The sequence below is a fragment of the Blastopirellula marina genome (assembly GCF_002967765.1).
In the GTDB taxonomy this organism is placed as follows: domain Bacteria; phylum Planctomycetota; class Planctomycetia; order Pirellulales; family Pirellulaceae; genus Bremerella; species Bremerella marina_A.
Genome location: NZ_PUHY01000014.1, coordinates 263,291 through 283,991 on the forward strand (window position 1 = coordinate 263,291; position 20,701 = coordinate 283,991).

The window sequence follows — 20,701 nt, forward strand, 5'->3', positions numbered from 1 at the left end:
GCGAGAGTTACCAAGTTGCTTGAATGACTTCGAGACTCTTTTCGCCAAGCGGAGCGTCGATGCCGATCGGTGTTTCTGGAAAGCGTTCGACGATGGCGACATAGCTGCGAGGTCCGAACGCTTGAAACGCTTTAACCAACTGATCTTGTAGTTGCCGTTCCATCAGGGCGTGCGAGAAGTTGGGGTCGGCTTGATGCTGTTCTGGCATGTTAATGTAGCGAGCATAGTAGCGTCGCTGATTCATGCGACGATACATGTGTCGGTCAAAGCCAACCGGTACGCCTAGTCCTGCTTCGTTGATCATGGCACGAATTCGATTCGCTGCATCAGGATGATCAAGCTGTAACTTTGAGGAAGCATCGGCATTCAAGTTGGAGGTGAAATGCGGTTTCCCTGCGTCGTCAACGACAAGCAGCGCCTCGATTTTGGTGCCTAGCTTATTGGTCACGCTGATCCCATCGCCGCTGGTATCGATTTCCAGGTGTCGCTCCGTCTCGTAGGGGCGAACGACGAGAAACTGTTGGGTGACGCGGGAACGGAAGTAGCCTCCTGAGAGGACTTGCTGTTTGTCCCAGGCAATTTTCTTTTGACCGAAATTCTCGGTGGTGGGGAATTGTTCGTACTCGTAGATCGCTGTGTCCGTCGGAAATGAAAGACCAGACGAACTGGCCAGCCCTGAATAGTATGCTTGGCGACTCCAGGATGAGCCGAGTCCCGATTGTTGGTCGAGTCGCGTCACCGAGCGGATACGCGTTTGCGTGCTAAATCCATCCGAGAGAACGGCATAGAGCATGAGCAAAGCAGTGATGAGGAACGCCCCGGCAGGAACGGTGATAATCAGCAGATTTAAGCGGCTCATTGCCCGGAGAACGAAATAGTTCACCGGGCCAATGACGATCACAAACAATGTGATGAGGACCTCAAAGGTGGTGACCGGAGCCACGCCGACTCCCGGAACCAGAAAATCCCAGAAGCCGAGATTCTCACGCACACGCGACATGCCGTGCCGCTCGAACCAGGCCAGGCGGCCTCCTCCAAATGCGCCGAACATACGCTCCCACGTCGTCACATTACCGGGGAACGGATCTTCCTTTACCAGTAGTACTTTTCCATAACCAAGCTCACGGGCAACGAAGTTGAGTGGTTTTTCAGCGGTGGGGGCATTGCCGTTATTGCGGTTACCGGTCTCGACTAGCTTGCCATCTTGGATGGCCAGCGCAGAATAGTCGGTCGCGGCATTAATTCCATAGGAACTACGGGGATGTCGAAGCGTACGCAAAACACCAAGGTCATGCGTTTGATACGCATCGATTGTGTATTCTTCCCAGGCGTTTTCGCCTGCTCGCTTGGCCTTGCTGAATAATGGATCGATCTTGCGAGGCCCTTCATCACCAGCATTCCAGACAAGCAGATTTCCCCCGGCTAGGACCCAGTCGCGTACTGCGATCAGTTTCTTTGGGGCGGTGTTCTGGAGCGATTGAAGATCTTCGAGCTCGAAAACCAGCAGGTCCGCTGACGATAGCCCAAGCCAGTCGTCGGGGATTTCGCTCAGCGGCAGGACGTCCGACCGGGTCAGGTAACTTAGCGCGGAAATGGCCTGGTAGGGGGAACCTGTGAAATGCGACTTCAAGGGGGTCGACCCTGGCAAAGCCTGTTCGTTAAATAGAATCCGTAGGTCGGGAAACGCTACCACTTCTTCACCGGAGTCAAGCTTATTGGCCTGATCCAAAACCCAGCTTGAGCGTTGCGACCGATCCGGAGCATTACGATGAAACACGATGGTGGCTGGATAGGCCTCGGTCATCGTGTAATTGTAAGAACTCATGAAGGACGTTAGATGCGGATTAGAAAGCTCGCTGAGCTTTCGACCATCTTCCGTCACACCGACACTCATGCCGTACCATATGGTTTGTTGCGGGACGAGAATGATTTCGGTGGCGATGGCTTTTCCTTGGGGGAGCTCAATCTCTTTGGTGACGGCCGGTAGGGCGGCCGACATGTTGTACTCCGATGGTTGCAGCGTGACTTTCACTCGGCGATCGGCAGGAGCTGGGCGTCCGTTGGCCGTTCCGACCGTGACCCGAATCGGACGATAGCCGCTTCCATCGATCCAACGCGAGTCAATCGATAAGATCAACCCATGATCGGGCTTGTCAGGAGCCATCGGAAGTTGATGAAAATTGCCCGTTTCGGCCGATGCTGGCGAGTTGCCGAAGACCAACCAAGCGGTAAGACAGGCTCCCCAAAGAATCAGGGAGAACAGCGGCGAACGAGTTCGACGAAACGGCATGATAAACATCATTTCCGGCTGGCTGGTGAAATCGATGGTCAGTCGCGTTCGATATTCTTTGGGGGGATAATCTGCGGTGCCGGCGTATCGGTGGCAAACGGCGATTGTGCTTTCGGCGGGACCAGAAGTTCTCGCAGTTTCATGGCAAAGTAGCCCAGTAGTCCCAGCACAAAATGAATAGCGCACCAAAGGATCGCCGCCGCAAAGACAAAAGAAAGCCCTTTCGCCCAGTCGGCCCCCATGAATGCTTGGCGGACGACCAGGCAGCTCAAAGCTACCAGGGCGGTGAAGACGAATATTTTGGTGAGAGAAAAGCGTTGAATCATGTCACCATTGTCTCCGTCGCTGAACGGTTTGCAAGCAAATTGCCTGAAGTGGTTTTCGCCAGCTCGACGGAACTATTGAAAGCAAAATTGAAAAAGTTGTTCGAGCTATCGTTCCATGCACGAAAGGTGGCCATTGTTATCGCGTGAATCGTTCGCTGAAGCGTTAATTTCGAGACGAAATAAAGTTCTTTGGAGTTTCGAAGGCAGTAAAGAAACCATAGAAAACGTAGCAGGCACGCATTACTCTCCTTTAAGGACTGTTCAAATGAAGATGGGAGAGCGAAGCCAGAAGACGATTGAATATGGGCGATCCTAACGTCTGCGAAATGTGTCCCCCAGGCATCCGATAGACCCGCTTCGTTGGATGAGGTAGCTTGGTGGTTGGATCACAAAACATCGGGGAATCAACATCGTGCTGAATGTGAAAGTTGCCGCCGCGGTTCTCAATCAAACACCAATGGATTGGGAGGGGAATACACGCAATATCCTGGAGGCCCTGGAAAAGGCTCGCGATGCTGGGGCATCGGTTATTTGTCTGCCAGAGCTTTGCATTACCGGATACGGCTGCGAGGATGCCTTTCTTTCGGCGGGCATGCGGCGCATGGCTTGGAACAAGCTGCAGGAGTTAGTCCCTGCCACCACGGGCCTGGTCGCCTGTTTCGGGCTTCCCATTTCGTATCGCGGCTTGGTATTCAACGTCGCGGCGATCGCTGCGAATGGAAAGCTGCTGGGACTAGTCCCGAAACGTAACCTGGCTGGGGACGGCATTCACTACGAACCACGCTGGTTTAAGCCTTGGCCGGAAGGGAAACGATCTTTCTATGAAGAAGGCGACCAGAAGATACCACTGGGAGATCTCGTCTTCGATTTCGGTGGCACAATGCTCGGCCTGGAAATTTGCGAAGATGCCTGGGTTGCTAGCCGACCTGGGAGCCAATTGGCTGAACTCGGCGTCGACCTTATCCTCAATCCCAGCGCCAGCCACTTTGCTTTCCATAAGCAGGAAGTCCGGCGACGCTTCGTGCTGGAGGGCTCCCGAGCTTTTCATGCCGCATACGTTTATGCCAATCTGCTCGGCAACGAGGCGGGAAGGGCCATTTACGATGGTGGAGCGATGGTCGCTTCAGCTGGCCACTTACTAACTGAGGCCCCGCGGTTTAGCTTTCAAAACTGCGTAGTCACCACTGCCGTCGTCGATATTGATGTCAACCGAATGAACCGCGCTAAGAGCGATGCATTTGTGCTGAATTTTGATGCCGCAAAAGACCAGGTCGTCAACGCGGACTTCTCGCTGCCCCACTGCGAGCCCGATGTGCCGAATTTGGTGCCGGCAAGTTGGGAAGAGTCGGAGCATCTGAAAGAAGAAGAGTTCACGCGGGCGGTCTCACTTGGACTGTTCGACTACCTGCGAAAGAGTCGCTCACGCGGGTTTGTCGTCTCGATGTCGGGCGGTGCCGATTCGGCCGCGGTGACGACGTTGTGCGCTTACATGGTTCAGTTCGCGATGCAGGATATCGGGATTCATCAAATTGCAAAGCGTCTGTCATACATTGATGGTCTCGACGGCTTAGCAAATCCAAGTGACGTGAACACCAAGCTTCTGACGTGCGTGTATCAGGCAACTCGCAACAGTGGCGAAATCACCTACAACGCGGCGAAGCAAGTTGCGGAAACGGTAGGTGCCGACTTTCATAGCGTCGACGTCGACGACTTAGTTCAAGGCTACACGAAGTTGGGCGAGCAGATCATGGGACGCCCGCTGACTTGGGATGACGACGACATCGCACTTCAGAACATACAAGCTCGAACGCGTTCACCCAGTATTTGGTTGGTGGCTAACTTGAAGGGGGCTTTGCTGCTTTCGACCAGTAACCGTAGCGAGGCGGCCGTCGGCTATGCCACGATGGATGGCGATACCAGCGGCGGGCTGTGCCCGATATCCGGAATCGATAAGGCTTTTCTCCGCGAATGGCTTGTCTGGATGGAAAACGAAGGGCCACGCGGAATCGGGTGTTTATCGGTGTTGAGCGTGATTAATCAACAGCAGCCAACAGCTGAGCTTCGCCCGGCTGAGCAAGGTCAAACGGACGAGGCCGATTTGATGCCGTACACAATGCTCGACATGATCGAACGTTTAGCGATTCGTGATAAGCAGATTGCGGTTGAGGTGCTGATGCATCTGCGGCAACGTTACCCCGGACACTCGCCCCGCGAACTGGGCGCGTACATCGAACGGTTTTTCCAACTATGGAGCCGAAATCAATGGAAACGGGAACGTTACGCCCCTGGCTTCCATCTAGATGACGAGAATCTTGATCCGAAAACTTGGTGTCGCTTTCCGATCCTCTCTGGTGGATTCCGGGTTGAGCTCCGCGATATGTGGAACAAGATCGAAGAAATGGACCCGCAATCGTTCGAGGCAGGTTAGCTAGTTCGCTTGCCTGCCAGGCTTTCTTGTTGAGCGAGAAAAAACTTAAAACTGACGGCCGGCCGGCTTCGGTTTCGGAAGCTCTTCGGCTGGCGGGGTCTGCGGTTCGTCCTCTTGAGCGGCTTCCTTTTTGGAACCACCGAACGCGCCCCCCAGGTCGAACAGATTGAAGCTTGGCATCTTCAGCCCGGGGGCTGGCTTTTCATTCTGCATGTCGAGCTGAGCATGCATCTCGATCAGATGCTCGTCGACATTCAGGCGAGCATCAAGGCCACGGAACCAAGTCATCACGTTCGCTTGATAATCTGCCCCTTGTTCATTCCAAGCCGTTGAAACCCAATGAGCACCGATGTTCTGTTCCTCTTTCAAAATAAATTGTCCACCCAATGGATCAATGAATTCGAGATGCAGGAGTTGGTCGGCGAAGCCCTTGGCTTGCTCTTTCGGGACGCCGAACTGATTATGCACTTCGTTGAAAAACGCGGCATTGGCCAGGCTTCCTTTCTTCGCCATCGCTTGGGCTAGGCCATTAGCGAGAGGAGTAATCTGAGCGTTGGAGATATCGCCGACGTGAATCCGAGCTTGGGCTGGATACTTGTCTTCCACGATCGCCAAGTTGGGCGTTACGTTTGAGAGGATCTCGGGATAGAACGAAAGGGTTGAGAATCCGTTCCATTCACGACGCCACAATCCGAACGGAAGCTCGTTGTAGCCGTTAATGTCAGGCCTCGCTGCAGGTCCGATGATTGGCAGATTATCGATCAGACCGGGTTTGGGCCATGCGGTTAAATAGCCGGGCGTCGATTGAATCATCCGCAGCGTGCTTAAGAGTCCCTTGTTGGTGAATTCGTTCAAGGGGAAAGGGAGGTCCTGCACGGCCACTGCGTAGTGCGTCAGCCCTCCACTAAGCTGACCGTTGAGCACGGCTTGAAATGCTACCACGTCTTGTGGGCTGGTGGCGATGTGAGTCGGTATCGGCGGTCCCAGAACGGAAAGGAACTGGCTGAAATTTGAACGCTCGAAGGGAGATACACGGGCATCAATCGCTAACCGCTCGAGTCCTTCGTCGTTCAGTTTAAACCGATTCATGCCGAGCAAGATCGGGTTCATCTGTCGCCACTCGGTCATATGAAACTGTCGCAACCGGTTAAAGTCGGCTGTCTCTTGCGGCGACATTCCCCGGATATCCATATCTGGAATCGGCACAAAATGTCCGCGACTCCCCCGGAGCGAATCACCCAGCGAGTCGCCTGTGATGATAGTTTCGCTCCCGTCGGCACGCGCACCGAAATTAGCCGGCAGAAAACCGGCAGCCATCAGTCCGTCGACGGACAGATCCTGGTAGCCCTCGTTAGTGGCCGCAGCGGTCGCCATCTGCTGCAATTCCATCTCGATCAAGCTTCGTAAACGACGACGAAGCTCGACCCGATACTGTGGCGAGTACAAACCTCGAAAGAAGTCGGAAGACAGGTATGCGAAGACGGTATCGTTGCGGCTGACAGGCATCAACTGCCGGGCGTATTGAAATTCACGCGAGTTCGCCAAGTCATTGCCGGTTTGTTCGAGCAGAATAAATTGCTCGGCGATCCAGCGCGAGGTCGTCACCAAATGGAAGTCTCCACGGGCGACGTAGAACGAACGAAGCGTGTTATCCGGGGTCGACAGAAACGAAACATCCTGCCCGGCTAGTTGGATGGTTTCCAACTTCGCGCCTTGCTCCTTGAATTCTCGTAACGCCTCTTGGCGATTCTTCTTGATGTCGTTTACCAGCAGGGCACTTTGCTTGGCATGGAAGAGCATGCCCATCGCGGCGCCTTCTCGCATATAGGTATCGCGACCAATCAAGGCAACATCTTGCACCACCTGCTCGCCAAAGATCTCAGCCAAGGCAGATTGCTTTAGCGCCAGTTGTCGCTGGACCACTTCGTTGATATGGAAAGCAACTCGGCGGCTGCTGATCATGCGTGACAGATCACCACCGTTGCGTTCCATGAGCTTGTTCAGCCAAAGGTAGTTGTTCAGCGAACCGAACCGCACGTAGAAACATTCTCGCGGAACGTAATTCGCCATCGGTTCGATGACCACATCAGCTGCTGGCTGCGGCACGGCCAACGGTGCGAATTGAATGGGAGGAACGACGGGACCGAGTTCCTGTTGACGCGGCATCTCGTTGTTCATCACGGACTTAAGCATCGCTTCGTGAACCTTCTCGGTTCCCAGAAGCAGCATCAATGATTGATTCGGATCAAGCGCCGAGCGATCCGCCATGTCTTTCTCGGTCAACGGCGGCAACGGTAAACCGAGTCGCTCGGAGAGCATCATCGTAAGATACGTTTCGAGTACCGGTGGATGCGAGTTGGCACCGGATTGTTCCCGCGCTACATCGTTGAAGCTGCGCCACCATTGCCGGGTAAGGTTGTTGTGGGGGCCGCTTCGCCGTTGTCGCGGCGTGACAGTAAACGTATGCGGTGTAGGAGTTTCGACGGTGACTTGCATAGGGGCACTTCCGCGAAACAAGAAATAGATTTCCAGGTCTTGCGGCGGAGTGACCGTGTCGGCACCAATTAGCGATTGAAGCAGCGGTAACGTACGCCGCGGCTTGAACACCGGGTAGAAGATGCGTCCCTCGGTATCGGAAATCGAAAACCCACGGCTGTCGATCGGATCGCCAAAATCAGCACGTGAGAACGGGATCACCATGCGCGCTACACCAAACGGCTCGCCAGCGATGGCGTTCACATCTTGTGCTTGAGCACGCGGCGTGGTGAACGCGAACAGGCCCAATAACGCGAAGAAGACGGTCCGTCGAATCATGCCATGCATGGGTTGATGCTCCAAATCTAGGTTATTCCCAACAACCCATCGTTGGTCTCGTGACCGGGCGTGTCAAGGGAACCTTTCCCTCACTTCAGGGGTTTGAGGCCCGCTTCCGTGCGATGTCGATTTAATAACGTGAACGCTGCTGGCTCATTCTTCAAAAACTTCACCAATTGGCTGGTCGAGCACTGCAATTGCTCAGCTGTAGCGGCTGCGTCCCATCCGGAAGCGTGCAATCCGGAGATCGCTTCTGCTAGTAACGAGGGGAAATCGTCATGATTGGGGTTAACCAAGAGCTTTCCACTACGCAGTCGAGAACGCCAGAGTTCGCTCGGTAATGTGGACAGTTCTATGTCAGTTGACAATTCCGTTGCCAGCACCACGCGCAGCCGAAACAACGCGACTTGGCGATTGGCCTCTTGCGAGCGTTTTTCATTTGCCTCGGCACTCTTGCCGCTGACCGTATCTCGGATCACGACCGCCGTCTCGACCTTGTTGCGATGTTGGCCGCCAGGGCCGCCGCGACGCAATCGCTTCGTTTCGCAGCGTTTTAGCAGTTCTTCCGCGGGCCAGGCCGCGGGGTGATCGATTCCCTTAGGCATACGGCTCTACTTCACGATGCTGATCGATTGCCCGCTCTCGTCTGCCCCTAACGACAAAATGAAAGGGACGGCGTACTCAGCCCACTGCTGCGGGCTTGGGGCACTCGATGCTCCATCGGAGAAACACTTCTCCAGCATTTCGGTGTGGATCATCCCTGGACCAAGCGGAATGGCCGCCATCCCCTCGGGCAGTTCCTGAGCGAGCGACTTCGTCAAACCTTCAATCGCATATTTGGTCGCGCAGTAAGGCCCGACTTCTGGAGAAGTGGTACGGCCCCAACCAGAGCTGATATTGATAATGACGCCCGACTTCTGCTCAATCATTGCAGGCACGAAAGCCTTAAGAACGTGGAAGACCCCTTTGATGTTGATATCGACGATGTGCGAGAACTCGTTGGTAGGTACCTGCCAGACAGGATTGTTCTCGTTGATGATCGCGGCGTTATTGATGAGAAGATCGGGTACGCCGAACGACGCAGTGACATCGTTCCCCCAGCGTTCAACATCTTTGTCGTTGGTCACATCGACCACATCAAAACGATGTGGGCTACCGTACTGTTCCGCCAAGCCGTCGATCTTGTCGGCCGATCGGCCACAGCCGGCAACTTGATGACCCGCGTCGATGAAGCCGTCGACCATGGCTCGCCCGAGTCCTTTGGTCACGCCGGTGACAACAATTTTTCGTGAGGCCATGGCCGTGCTGCTCATCTAGGGGAGGGAACCGAAAGAATCCCAATGCGACGACTGGGATTCGTGTTCATTACAACCGCCTCGATGGTCAGACGCAACCAGGGTGGGCGGTGGTGAAGAAGAGACCGGCCGCTGTGGAGAATCAGAATCGAGGTCTGGACCGTTGCCGTGGTCAACAAGAGCGTTTCTTGTTGAGCAGGTGAGAAAGGTCCTCGCCCGGTCCAAGCGTTTATTCGCATTGTGCGAAGAGAACGAGGTGCTCGTTTGGCTTGGATAGCCAGGTTGGAATCGTCGCGTTAGTTCTCGGCCTTTGCCAGGGCGTCCATCTTCGGAGACAAGCCACGCCGGTTTTCACGCGGCAGGAAGTCCCGTTCGACCAGTTCCGGGTCGTATTGCGTCCAGGTCTCTCGCATGTTCCGGCCGACCACGCTTCGCATGACGTCACCGTCACGCCAAGTGGTGGTGTAAGCCCCGTCGCTCCAACGCTTGCGGGGAACTTGCCAGGAACTCTTCAAGAGACGCCAGGCGGTTACGTGGAACCGGGCATCGCATTGCGACCATTCATAGAAAATGATCTGGTCGAAGATCAGACGGCCTTGTGAATCGTAGTAATGGTTCACCTCGATCAGGTCGACTTGGTCTTCGACCACCGGTGCGTTGGGGGAAGCCCCCAGTACCATCCACAAAGCAGCTACCGAAAAAGTAACACCACTCATATCGTTCTCCCTAAACGTTCCATCGTGTAAGGGGCATCGTACGTGGTTGAGTCGGGTGTATCTTTTATTCGAATTTCGGATAGAGCAATGTCGATTGATCAGGATTTGTGAAGAGGTGCGAAAAACCGCACGAAAAAAAGAAGTGCAAGTGCTAGCGTAGTAGAGGTGGAAATGCCCTATCGGCAGCCCACTTTTCAGCGTTGTTCGCCGTTATCGACGGATCAATTGCGAGAAGTCGGAATCGTCTCGATAACGCTCGGCCAAGTTATTGATCTTTGATTCTCGATGGAGCTGCTCGAAGGGCACCCGGTTGTCGAGCAAACCTAGGGAGTATGCGTACTCATCGCTGTAACCTGGCAGCAAAATTCGCATGTCGTAAGGAATACTCTTTGGCGCGATCTTATTCACATGCGAGACAATGTTCGTCGTGCAGTTGTTGGTCAACGTGTTATAGAACTCGGGATGTGCAGCTAGTTCGTTGGCTCGTTTGACGACGTCGAGGAACAAAGCCTGAGCTTGTTCCGGTTGCGCAATTGTACGGTAGAGATAGACGTCGCTCTTGTAGTAGTTCGAGCTCAGACTGATGATGTCGCGTTCATCTCCGATCACATACATCAGCTCGTATTGGTTGAAAAACCCTTTCCAGGGCGAGTATTCTTCGTGGGCTTCTTTTCGAATCTCGACCGAGGAAACCAGATAATCCCCATTCTTCATGCCGAAGCTAAGCATCGTGTGCGCTATGCTGGGCGAATCTTTAAACGGCACCACAATGAAGTCGACCGACTGGACATCGCTTAACCGAACATCCTTGTCGTAGTACTGCACGACGTATTCGTCCGACGTCGCGTAACGGCAGTTACGCACGTTATGAATCGTGATGTTGTCGCCACTGATTTCGCTGATCGGTAACTTCGACTGGTCAGGAGCCCAAGTGCGATTGTTGGTGGCAACAATCGCTTTACATCCGATGGCATTACTGATCAGCCATAACATCCCCGTTACCAACAAGAGTCGGCATGACCAGCGATGTAAGGGGAGGCGTGTTGTCGGGCTCGGCGCGTTCACCAGGCAATCGTGGGGGGAGAGATCGAAGCGGCGTTCTTTCGCGATGCAACTTATAGAACTCCGGTGCTGGCAACGCAACGTCAGTTGGACGTTTTGCTAGCAAAACTAAAGCAGTCCAAAGTGCTGGCAGCCAGCAAGTACGCCACTGGTAGCGGTTTTCTCAGCCAGATACAGTCGTTCGAGCTGCTGGCACTCCTCAAAGTGGGCTCGAACAGTGTTCGCCAAGGCCCGATCTGCGTTCCCCACGACAATCGTTCGATAGCCAGCGGTCATCGCGGCCAAATCGTTGCCTGAGTCGCCGGCAAACACGGCTTCTTCGTTCGCCATGCCGGTGTGCCGCGTCCACCATTGTAGCGCATGGGCTTTAGAAACATTCGCCGGCAGCAAATCAATCAGACCATCCCCATTAAACGGATCGACGCTGCCAATCACGTTGTAGGGAATATCGTGTTCGCCGAGCGTACTACGAATGTTAGCAACCAAAGTTTCAACTTCTTTGGCATCGCAGTAGAAGCTGAGTTTGAACGTTCCTTGTTTCTCTTCTTCCTGGGGACGCAACTGATTCCACGTCGAAAACTTTTCGCGTACGGCCTTAGTCGAGTACTCACCAACAATCGATTGCAGATGTTGGACATACGGGTTGGCCAGATGAAAATCGCCTTGTTCGTGATGATAGATCGACGTTCCTACATCACAGATCACCCAGTCCGGTGTCGGCAGCGAATGCTGTTTGATTGCGTCTTCAACCGATGCCAAATGCCTTCCGGTAACGAATGTGAGCGTGACTTGATTGGAACGTAGCTGCTCTCCTAGCAGTGACAAGTCACGCGCGTTCTCAGGCTGATTATCAAGCGGGATTAACGTACCGTCCAAGTCGGTTGCCAGAACCTTATTCACCGGGAAAGACCTCTGTCGATTTGTAGTTTGCACGCAAGAGTGCTAAAACAATGCTTCTCAATTACTCAACAATTCAGTCTATCAAGATAGCGAATATTCGTGTCGCACGACAAACCAAATCGTTCACCGTTGATTCTCGGTGAAGTCCTTTTCGACTGTTTTCCAGATGGAAAGCAAGTCCTTGGCGGGGCTCCTTTCAATGTTGCTTGGAATCTCCAAGGCCTGGGTTTTGAACCGACCATGGTTTCCGCGATCGGCGATGATGCCGAGGGGAAGACCGTGTTATCGGCGATGTCCGATTGGGGTATGCGGCAAGATCAAATACAGACGTGCGACGAGAAGCCGACCGGGGCGGTCAAAGTGACCATCGACAACGGCGAGCCGAAGTACGACATTCTTCAGGATCGCGCTTGGGACTTCGTTCAACCTCCCTCGATCGACAATTACGATTCGTACTCGTATCTCTACTACGGAAGTTTGGCTTATCGCAGCCCGCAGACCGCAGAAACGATCCGCCGGGTGATCAACGAGAGCCAACTACCAAGGTTCGTCGACCTGAATCTTCGGCCACCATGGTTTGAAGAGTCTTGGGTGCCAACGTTAGTGGATGGAGCCGATTGGTTGAAATTGAACCACGAAGAACTTCAGAAACTCACGGGAATATCGTGCGAGACTCGTGAAAATGTTCAAAAGGCCGTCGAAAAATTCCGTAATGTTCATAAAGTCGCCAATTTCTGCATCACCTCTGGCTCTAAAGGCGCCTATCTGGCCACAGAGGACGGTGCTGGCATCGAAATTGCTGTAACTAAACCCGATCCTCTCGTCGACACGGTCGGAGCGGGTGATGCTTTTGCCTCAGTTCTTCTTGCAGGACTGATTGCGGGACGCCCTCTGCGACAGGTTGGCGAGGCGGCGTCCCGATTTGCCGGGAAAGTGTGTCAGAATAATGGAGCGACCTGTCGTGACAAGTCGTTCTATGAAAACGTGCTCCCGTAAGAAAACGTTTTGACGCACGGGTCCAACACCAACAACCTTTGAAAAATCAACTCTCCATGAAGATCGCACTGATCAGCTTACACGGATTAATCCGCGCGAAAGATCCCGAGCTAGGTCGGGACGCCGACACCGGCGGCCAGGTTAAATACGTTCTCGAATTGGCCGAAGAGTTAGCACAACAACCAGGCGTGACCGAGGTCGAACTCCTCACGCGGCAGATTATCGATGACCGTGTCTCATCAGAATACGGACTCGTCGAGGAACCAATTTGTGAAAACGCAAAGATCGTTCGTATTCCCTTCGGCCCGAAGCGGTATATCCGCAAGGAATCGCTTTGGCCTTACATCGAATTCTTTGTCGACCAGGCTCTCGCGTACTATCGCCGGGCAGGCTTGCCTGACCTTATCCACGGTCATTACGCCGACGCTGGATTGGCTGGCGCCCAATTGGCCCGCCTTTTACACATTCCCTTTGTTTTCACCGGCCACTCGCTGGGGCGTGTGAAACAGCAACGCTTGCTCGACAAGGGGAAATCTCTCGAAGACCTCGAACGACGCTATAAGCTTTCGCAGCGGATCGAGGCGGAAGAAGTCGCGTTGGAGACGGCTTCTATGGTGGTTGCCAGTACCAGTCAGGAAGTCGAGCAACAGTACGAGATTTACGAGAATTACGTACCTGGACGAATGGAAGTCATCCCGCCGGGCGTAAATCTAAATTCCTTCTCCGCACCTGAATCGCAAGAGACGGAGTACCCGATTGGTCCCGGCATCGAACGTTTTCTTCGCGATCCGAGTAAGCCACCCTTGATTGCGATGGCGCGCCCGGACGAACGTAAGAACCTCGAGATGCTGGTCCGTGTGTTCGGTGAAAGCGAACGCCTGCGTGAGTTGTCCAATTTAGTATTGGTGATGGGAACACGCGAACGCTTGAAGGATCTGGCATCGGCTCAACGGCGGATTGTTGAACAGATCCTCGGCAAGATCGACGACTACGATCTGTACGGTTCGGTTGCCTATCCGAAAATGCACACGCCAAGCGATGTCCCCGATATTTATCGTTGGGGTAAGCAGCGGCGCGGTGTCTTCGTGAACCCAGCATTGACCGAACCGTTTGGGCTGACGCTGCTCGAAGCTGCCGCGACGGGTTTGCCGATTGTCGCCACCAACGACGGTGGTCCACGCGACATCATTGCCAACTGTCAAAACGGTTTGCTCGTCGATCCGCTTGATCCCGAGGCGATCGAAAAGTCGTTACTCCGGATGCTGACCGAACCAAAACAATGGGATGATTGGTCGGAGAAGGGGGCCGCTGGCGCCAAGAAGCATTATTCGTGGGCCAACCATGCCAAGCGTTATTGGCGCGATGTCAACGATATCCTGGATCACTCGGCCGAGCCGGTCTTAGCTAGAAATGCCAAGGTTCGAAGGATGCCGAACTTCGATCGGCTGATCATCACCGATCTTGATAATACGCTGACTGGCGACGATGCCGCGCTCCAGGAATTGCTGGAAACCGTCAAGGAACACGAGTACATCGGCTTCGGGATTTCGACCGGCCGACGACTCGATAGTGCGATGGAACTGATCGAAGAGATGAAGCTCCCCCGGCCCGACTTGATCTGCGCCGGCGTGGGAACAGAACTCTATTATGGAGAAAATTTGACCAACGATCGAAGTTGGCGCAAACAGATCGGTTTGCACTGGACTCCGAAGGAAATTCGGAAACTATTCGAGGGTGTTGATGGAATCTTTGTGCAAAAAGATCATCAACAATCCGAGTTCAAAATCAGCTTCGATGTCGATACGAGCGTGGCGCCGAGTATTCCTAAAATCAAGCGAATGCTGCGAGAAGCAGGCATTCGGGCTCGCGTGGTTTTCTCGCGGGGCATGTATTTAGACATCATCCCGAATCGAGGCGGCCCGGGAGTGGCAGTGCGGCACGTGCTTTATAAATGGGGTTTTTCCCCGGAAAAAGTACTCGTCGCAGGCGACAGCGGCAATGATGAGGGTATGTTGAAAGGGCGCACACTTGGAGTGGTTGTAGGGAATTACAGTCCTGAGCTCGAGAGACTCCGCGATTGGCCCCGTATCTATTTCGCAGAAGGGCATCATGCGCGAGGTATCCTGGAGGGAATTAACTACTACCAGTTCTTAGAAAACATCACGATACCCAATGATCGGCACGAGTAGGAATGGACAACCCGAACAATTGCACGTCGAGGCAGAGATCTCGCTCAAGCGAATCTTGCCACGATTAGAGGCAATTTGGTCGGAGGATGAGGTCTCGGCCGGCTTAGCACGTGATTTTACGCAGCGATTAGTGGCCGAGTGGCCGCGGTTATTTCGCTTGCTCTACACGTTGTACAGCAGTCGTTACGATTTCTTTTATCACTTGGAAGAAATCATCAATACTGCGGCGCGCGGGTGGCAGCAACGTAGCGATGAGTTACGTGCCCAAGACGACCATCGTCTGAACGACCCAACTTGGTTCCAATCGGAACAGATGGTCGGTGGTGCGCTGTACGTTGATCTCTTCTCAGAGAATCTCAATAAGCTACGCGAGTGCATTCCGTACTTCACCGATCTCGGACTGACCTACGTCCATCTAATGCCCCTGTTCGCGGTTCGACCTGGCGACAACGATGGTGGTTATGCGATTAGCAACTACCGCAGCGTTGATCCGCGTCTGGGAACGATTGACGATCTGCGTGAACTGGCCGACGAATTCCGCGCCGCGGGAATCTCCCTGGTGCTCGATTTCGTTTTTAACCATACATCGGACGATCACTACTGGGCCCAGCATGCCCAAGCCGGCGATGTCGAGTATCAACAGTTCTATTACTGTTTCCCCGATCGCACCGTTCCGGACCAGTACGAGCGAACCCTGCGAGAGATCTTTCCGACCGTGCGTCGCGGGAATTTCACTTGGCACGACGGGATGCAGAAGTGGGTTTGGACCACCTTCAATAGCTTCCAATGGGATTTGAATTATCACAATCCCGCCGTCTTTCGAGCAATGCTTGAAGAGATGTTGTTCATCGCGAACACCGGCGTCGACATCTTACGGCTCGACGCGGTCGCGTTCATCTGGAAGCGGATTGGGACCAATTGCGAGAATCTGCCCGAAGCGCATTTGCTGATTCAAGCCTTCAATTGTCTGGCAGGGATTGCTGCTCCGGGATTGGTCTTCAAATCGGAAGCAATCGTGCATCCCGACGAGGTGGTGAAGTACATCGACGAGGACGAGTGTCAAATCTCGTACAACCCGACCCTCATGGCACTATTGTGGGAGTCGCTCGCGACCCGCAGCACACGGCTTTTGAAAAAATCGCTAAGTCATCGTCATCGCTTGCCAGTTGGGACTTCGTGGGTCAATTACCTTCGTTGTCACGACGACATCGGCTGGACATTCGACGATGAAGATGCCGCGCAACTCGGGATCAGCGGTTACGATCATCGACAATTCTTGAACAACTTTTACACAGGCCAATTTCCTGGTTCGTTCGCGCGTGGTGTGCCATTTCAGCACAATCCGGCAACGGGCGATATGCGAATTTCTGGGACGTTGGCGTCGCTGGCAGGGCTTGAACAAGCGATCGAGTTTCACGATCCGAAACTGATCGACATGTCGGTACGGCGAATGTGCTTGTTGTATGGAATCACACTCAGCATCGGTGGCATTCCTTTGCTCTATCTCGGCGAGGAATGGGGGATGCTGAATGATTATGATTTCGTGAAAGATCCGGCAAAAGCGGGCGATACTCGGTGGATTCATCGCCCCAAAATGAAATGGGAATATCTCCAAGACTTCAAACAAAACGTCGACGAACAGAACGGTTCGATTCGCGGCAAGATCTTCAAATCGATCCAGCGATTGATCTCGCTTCGGAAGAACTTGCCCTCACTATCGGGGCAGCAGATGGACCTCGTTCCTGTCGATAATCCCCACGTCTTGGGCTTTGTTCGCCATCACGAAGGGAGCCGAACACTGATCCTGGCTAACTTCACCGAAGAAGAGCAGCGGGTGCCTGCCAACAACATCCGAACCGGCGGACTCGGTCGCTTCTTCCAAGATCTGATTACAGAGACCGAAATCGCTACGCATGATGATCTGATTATGCAGCCTTACGGACTATTGTGGCTGGAACGGATCTAAGATCCGATTATCTTTGAGTGGCCCAGATTCGGGCCACAGTTGCTCAAAATTTTGGCACTTCACAGCAAAACACGATCTAAGTGTTAGGTTTCTGGCATCGCTAGGCTATTGGCGCATGATTTGCATCCCAGTGGGGTGGATCGTGCCGATTGTGGCCAAATTGCCGGCGCTAACGCAAGTAAAACACCCCCCCGTCGATTGCGAGAGTTCGGTAGGCCCGACGCACCCCGGCTTTTCTCTCCCGCGATTCGACTTCCTTAGAGGCTTCCATGGCGATCCTGACGGCTCTGCATCATTCCACTACCTATCATTACGATCGCAAGATTGCGCTCGGCGCTCAGACGATCCGTTTACGACCGGCTCCACACTGTCGGACCCCGATTCATAGTTACTCGCTGAGGATCAATCCAAAGCCGCACTTCATGAATTGGCAGCAAGATCCTCACGGCAATTTTGCCGCGCGGGTCGTGTTCCCTGAGAAGGTCGATCACTTTACGGTCGAGGTCGATTTGGTCGCGGAAATGACCGTGATCAATCCGTTCGACTTCTTCCTTGAACCGACCGCGGAAGATTTTCCGTTCACGTACGACGACGCGTTGAAGACCGATCTGGCTCCATTTTTGAAGCTCGAGCCCCAAGGTCCACTTCTTACCGAGTATCTCACAGGCGTCGACATCACGCCGCGACGAACGGTCGACTTTCTGGTCGACATCAATCGACGGTTGCAGCAAGACATCAATTACACTGTTCGACTTGAACCAGGCGTGCAAACTCCTGAGCAAACGTTGGAACGCCGTTTAGGTTCGTGTCGCGACTCGGCTTGGCTGCTGGTGCAGATGTTGCGTCACTTCGGCCTGGCTGCACGGTTCGCTTCGGGCTACATCTGTCAGCTGACGCCTGACATCAAGTCGCTTGATGGTCCGTCGGGGCCCGAACAAGACTTCACCGATTTGCACGCATGGGCTGAAGTCTTCTTGCCTGGGGCCGGCTGGGTGGGGCTTGACCCAACCTCCGGTTTGATGGCAGGAGAAGGGCACATTCCACTGGCGTGCACTCCGTCGCCCATAACGGCTGCACCTATCTCTGGCGGGCTGGAAGAATGCGAAGTCACTTTCGACTTCGACATGAAGATTACTCGCTTCCATGAAGACCCACGTGTTACCAAGCCGTACACCGACGAAGAATGGAACAATATCCAATCACTCGGTCACGAAGTGGATGAGCATCTCGCGAAAGTCGGCATCAAGATGACGATGGGTGGCGAGCCCACGTTTGTCTCCATCGACGACATGGAAGGGGACGAGTGGAACACGGCCGCTGTCGGTCCTACCAAACGCGGCTTGGCAGACAAGCTTATGAAGCGTTTGTATAAACGCTTCGGCGAAGGGGGATTTCTCCATTACGGACAAGGGAAATGGTACCCTGGCGAATCACTGCCGCGTTGGGCGTTCCGTTGCTATTGGCGGCAAGACGGCGAACGTATCTGGCAAGATCCCGCTCTGTTGGCCGAAGATGGCATGAACTATGGTCACGATAGCGATACGGCCATGCAGTTCACGCGACGGTTGGCCGAACAATTGAGCGTGGAACCTGCCCACGTCAACTTTGGCTACGAAGACGCATTCTACTATACCTGGATGGAACGCCGTCTGCCCGCGAATGTCGATATTCATGACTCAAAGCTCGAGGACGAAGAAGAACGTTCCCGGATTGCAAAGATCTTCGAGCAAGGTCTGACATCGCCCGTCGGCTGCGTGTTGCCACTGCGGTATCTGTGGTGGACACCTCAGCCTTGTTGGGAAAGTGGCGAATGGGCCGTTCGTAGCGACGAATTGTTCCTCATCCCCGGCGACTCGCCGATGGGGCTTCGCTTGCCGCTGAAGTCGCTGTTGTACGAAACGGAAGGCCAAGCGGCGGCACTGTTCCCGCTTGATCCGATGGCCGAAGCAGCTCCTCTGCCGTCGTACGCCGAGTTCATGGCCCGACGCTCACCGGCCATGGTCGGTGGTGATTCTGGCAAGCCTTGGTCGATTAAAACGACCGGAGGAGACGACTACCGAACTGCGGCTCGTCCACAAGGGATGAGCGGGCAAAGCTTGGAATCGGACGAGTTCTTCTCGCCTGGCGATTGGAGCGGAGCTGGCGGCGTCAATCCACTTAATCCTGTGATTCGCACCGCTATGTGTGTCGAACCTCGTAATGGCTGTCTGCATGTCTTTATGCCGCCGGTCGACCGAATCGACGGTTACCTGGAACTGCTAACCGCGATCGAAGCGACGGCTGCTTCGATGAACACCCCGGTCATCATCGAAGGCTACTTGCCTCCGCACGACGATCGCATCCAGCACTTGAGTGTGACGCCCGACCCAGGCGTGATTGAAGTCAATGTCCATCCCGCCAATAACTGGCAGGAACTGGTCGACATCACGACCGGCGTCTACGAGGACGCGCACCACACGCGGCTCGGAACGGAGAAGTTCAATCGCGACGGAACTCACACCGGAACGGGTGGTGGTAACCACGTGGTGTTGGGTGGTCCGACCCCAGCAGAAAGTCCGTTCCTCAAGCGGCCAGATATCCTGCGCAGCTTGATCGGCTATTGGCACAATCATCCATCGTTGTCGTACTTGTTCAGCGGCAACTTCATCGGCCCCACCAGCCAGGCCCCACGCGTCGACGAAGGTCGTCGTGATGCGATCTACGAATTGAAGATTGCCTTTGAACAGATTCCCGATAAGGGGCAGTTCTCGCCGTGGCTGGTCGACCGTGTCTTCCGCAATCTGTTGGTCGACATCACCGGGAACACCCACCGAGCCGAGTTCTGTATTGATAAGCTGTTCTCGCCCGATAGCTCGTCTGGACGGCGCGGTTTGCTGGAATTCCGCGCGTTCGAGATGCCGCCGCACGCTCGTATGAGCCTTACGCAGCAGCTACTACTTCGCGCATTGATGGCTCGGTTTGCCGAAACGCCATACAAGGCACCACTGGTCGACTGGGATACGAGTCTGCACGATCGATTCATGCTGCCTCACTTCAACTACCAAGACTTCGAGGACGTGATTGAAGAGACCCAGGAAGCAGGCTTCCGGGTCGAACCCTACTGGTTCCTACCTCACTTCGAGTTCAAATTCCCTAAAATCGGGGAGTTCTCACATCGTGGTGTCCAGGTCGAACTGCGAAAAGCAATCGAACCTTGGTACGTGTTGGGGGAAGAGTCAGGCCAAGGTTTCACGGCGCGCTACGTCGATTCGTCGTTGGAGCGTCTGCAGGTCAAAATTCGCGGTGCGATCCCAGGTCGGCACTTCATGACTTGCAACGGAAGACGCATTCCACTCCACCCAACGGGTACCGAACAGGAATACGTTGCGGGGGTACGGTATCGCGCATGGCAGCCCCCAAGTTGCCTACACCCAACGATACCGGTAGACGAACCGTTAACTTTCGACCTGTACGATGCCTGGTTTGAACGAAATTTGGCGGGATGCCGCTACCACGTTGGGCACCCTGGCGGAAATAATCCAGAGGTGTTCCCTGTGAATGCCTTCGAGGCCGAATCCCGACGCGGTACGCGGTTCGAGAAAATGGGCCATACGCCTGGTTACGTGCCACTGCCACCGGAAGAGTCCTCGAGCGAATTCCCCTTCACGCTTGATATGAGAAGGGGTAAAACCAAGCATCTGTAATCCCCCGCGCCGGGCAGCGCGGCACCTCATGATTGG

At 54.2% G+C, this 20,701-nt stretch carries 13 protein-coding genes; 5 read left to right on the plus strand and 8 right to left on the minus strand.

The features are described from left to right. Positions 1–7: 7 nt before the first annotated feature. Both C5Y83_RS23800 and C5Y83_RS23805 read right to left on the minus strand, forming a co-directional pair. Complete coding sequence (locus C5Y83_RS23800; RefSeq protein WP_105332299.1) at positions 8–2,290, minus strand: hypothetical protein; 2,283 nt, start codon at positions 2,288–2,290, stop codon at positions 8–10. A gap of 38 nt (positions 2,291–2,328) precedes the next feature. Continuing rightward, positions 2,329–2,616, minus strand: coding sequence for a hypothetical protein (locus tag C5Y83_RS23805; protein ID WP_105332300.1), 288 nt, complete (start codon positions 2,614–2,616; stop codon positions 2,329–2,331). Positions 2,617–3,028: 412 nt separating this feature from the next. Between C5Y83_RS23805 and nadE the strand changes: the two genes are divergently transcribed. After that, positions 3,029–5,044, plus strand: a complete 2,016-nt coding sequence (nadE, locus tag C5Y83_RS23810; protein ID WP_105332301.1) for an NAD(+) synthase — start codon at positions 3,029–3,031, stop codon at positions 5,042–5,044. A 45-nt stretch (positions 5,045–5,089) separates the two neighbouring features. Here nadE and C5Y83_RS23815 read toward each other — a convergent pair whose 3' ends face one another. From C5Y83_RS23815 to C5Y83_RS23840, 6 genes are all read right to left on the minus strand, one after another. Beyond that, on the minus strand, positions 5,090–7,867 hold the full coding sequence (locus C5Y83_RS23815) for a hypothetical protein (RefSeq protein WP_105332302.1): 2,778 nt from the start codon (positions 7,865–7,867) through the stop codon (positions 5,090–5,092). An 80-nt stretch (positions 7,868–7,947) separates the two neighbouring features. Beyond that, positions 7,948–8,463, minus strand: coding sequence for a peptide chain release factor family protein (locus C5Y83_RS23820; protein WP_105332303.1), 516 nt, complete (start codon positions 8,461–8,463; stop codon positions 7,948–7,950). Between the two features lie 6 nt (positions 8,464–8,469). After that, positions 8,470–9,156, minus strand: coding sequence for an SDR family oxidoreductase (locus tag C5Y83_RS23825; RefSeq protein WP_105332442.1), 687 nt, complete (start codon positions 9,154–9,156; stop codon positions 8,470–8,472). A gap of 293 nt (positions 9,157–9,449) precedes the next feature. Continuing rightward, on the minus strand, positions 9,450–9,869 hold the full coding sequence (locus C5Y83_RS23830) for a hypothetical protein (RefSeq protein WP_105332304.1): 420 nt from the start codon (positions 9,867–9,869) through the stop codon (positions 9,450–9,452). Positions 9,870–10,079: 210 nt separating this feature from the next. Next, entirely contained in the window at positions 10,080–10,934 is an 855-nt protein-coding gene (locus C5Y83_RS23835) for a DUF4105 domain-containing protein (RefSeq protein ID WP_233207342.1), read from the minus strand. A 105-nt stretch (positions 10,935–11,039) separates the two neighbouring features. Continuing rightward, positions 11,040–11,831: an HAD-IIB family hydrolase gene (locus C5Y83_RS23840; protein ID WP_158262496.1), complete on the minus strand. Its 792-nt coding sequence runs from the start codon at positions 11,829–11,831 to the stop codon at positions 11,040–11,042. A gap of 99 nt (positions 11,832–11,930) precedes the next feature. Between C5Y83_RS23840 and C5Y83_RS23845 the strand changes: the two genes are divergently transcribed. From C5Y83_RS23845 to C5Y83_RS23860, 4 genes are all read left to right on the plus strand, one after another. Next, the gene (locus tag C5Y83_RS23845) at positions 11,931–12,827 is read left to right on the plus strand and encodes a PfkB family carbohydrate kinase (protein WP_158262497.1); all 897 of its coding nucleotides are present in this window, start codon (positions 11,931–11,933) and stop codon (positions 12,825–12,827) included. Positions 12,828–12,883: 56 nt separating this feature from the next. Continuing rightward, positions 12,884–15,016 carry an HAD-IIB family hydrolase gene (locus C5Y83_RS23850; RefSeq protein WP_105332308.1) on the plus strand — a complete coding sequence of 711 codons (2,133 nt, stop codon included), beginning with the start codon at positions 12,884–12,886 and terminating at the stop codon, positions 15,014–15,016. Further along, positions 15,000–16,982 (plus strand): alpha-amylase family glycosyl hydrolase, encoded by a 1,983-nt coding sequence (locus C5Y83_RS23855; protein ID WP_105332309.1) that lies wholly within the window; start codon positions 15,000–15,002, stop codon positions 16,980–16,982. Before C5Y83_RS23850 ends, C5Y83_RS23855 begins: the two co-directional genes overlap by 17 nt. A gap of 269 nt (positions 16,983–17,251) precedes the next feature. Next, the gene (locus C5Y83_RS23860; protein WP_105332310.1) at positions 17,252–20,665 is read left to right on the plus strand and encodes a DUF2126 domain-containing protein; all 3,414 of its coding nucleotides are present in this window, start codon (positions 17,252–17,254) and stop codon (positions 20,663–20,665) included. Positions 20,666–20,701: the final 36 nt, after the last annotated feature.

Excerpts from the sequence above, each read along its gene's own strand:
- C5Y83_RS23850 (WP_105332308.1), top strand. The coding sequence starts at position 12,884 with ATGAAGATCGCACTGATCAGCTTACACGGATTAATCCGCGCGAAAGAT.
- C5Y83_RS23820 (WP_105332303.1), bottom strand. The coding sequence starts at position 8,463 with ATGCCTAAGGGAATCGATCACCCCGCGGCCTGGCCCGCGGAAGAACTG.
- C5Y83_RS23855 (WP_105332309.1), top strand. The coding sequence starts at position 15,000 with ATGATCGGCACGAGTAGGAATGGACAACCCGAACAATTGCACGTCGAG.
- C5Y83_RS23825 (WP_105332442.1), bottom strand. The coding sequence starts at position 9,156 with ATGGCCTCACGAAAAATTGTTGTCACCGGCGTGACCAAAGGACTCGGG.
- C5Y83_RS23800 (WP_105332299.1), bottom strand. The coding sequence starts at position 2,290 with ATGCCGTTTCGTCGAACTCGTTCGCCGCTGTTCTCCCTGATTCTTTGG.
- C5Y83_RS23815 (WP_105332302.1), bottom strand. The coding sequence starts at position 7,867 with ATGCATGGCATGATTCGACGGACCGTCTTCTTCGCGTTATTGGGCCTG.
- C5Y83_RS23830 (WP_105332304.1), bottom strand. The coding sequence starts at position 9,869 with ATGAGTGGTGTTACTTTTTCGGTAGCTGCTTTGTGGATGGTACTGGGG.
- C5Y83_RS23805 (WP_105332300.1), bottom strand. The coding sequence starts at position 2,616 with ATGATTCAACGCTTTTCTCTCACCAAAATATTCGTCTTCACCGCCCTG.
- C5Y83_RS23860 (WP_105332310.1), top strand. The coding sequence starts at position 17,252 with ATGGCGATCCTGACGGCTCTGCATCATTCCACTACCTATCATTACGAT.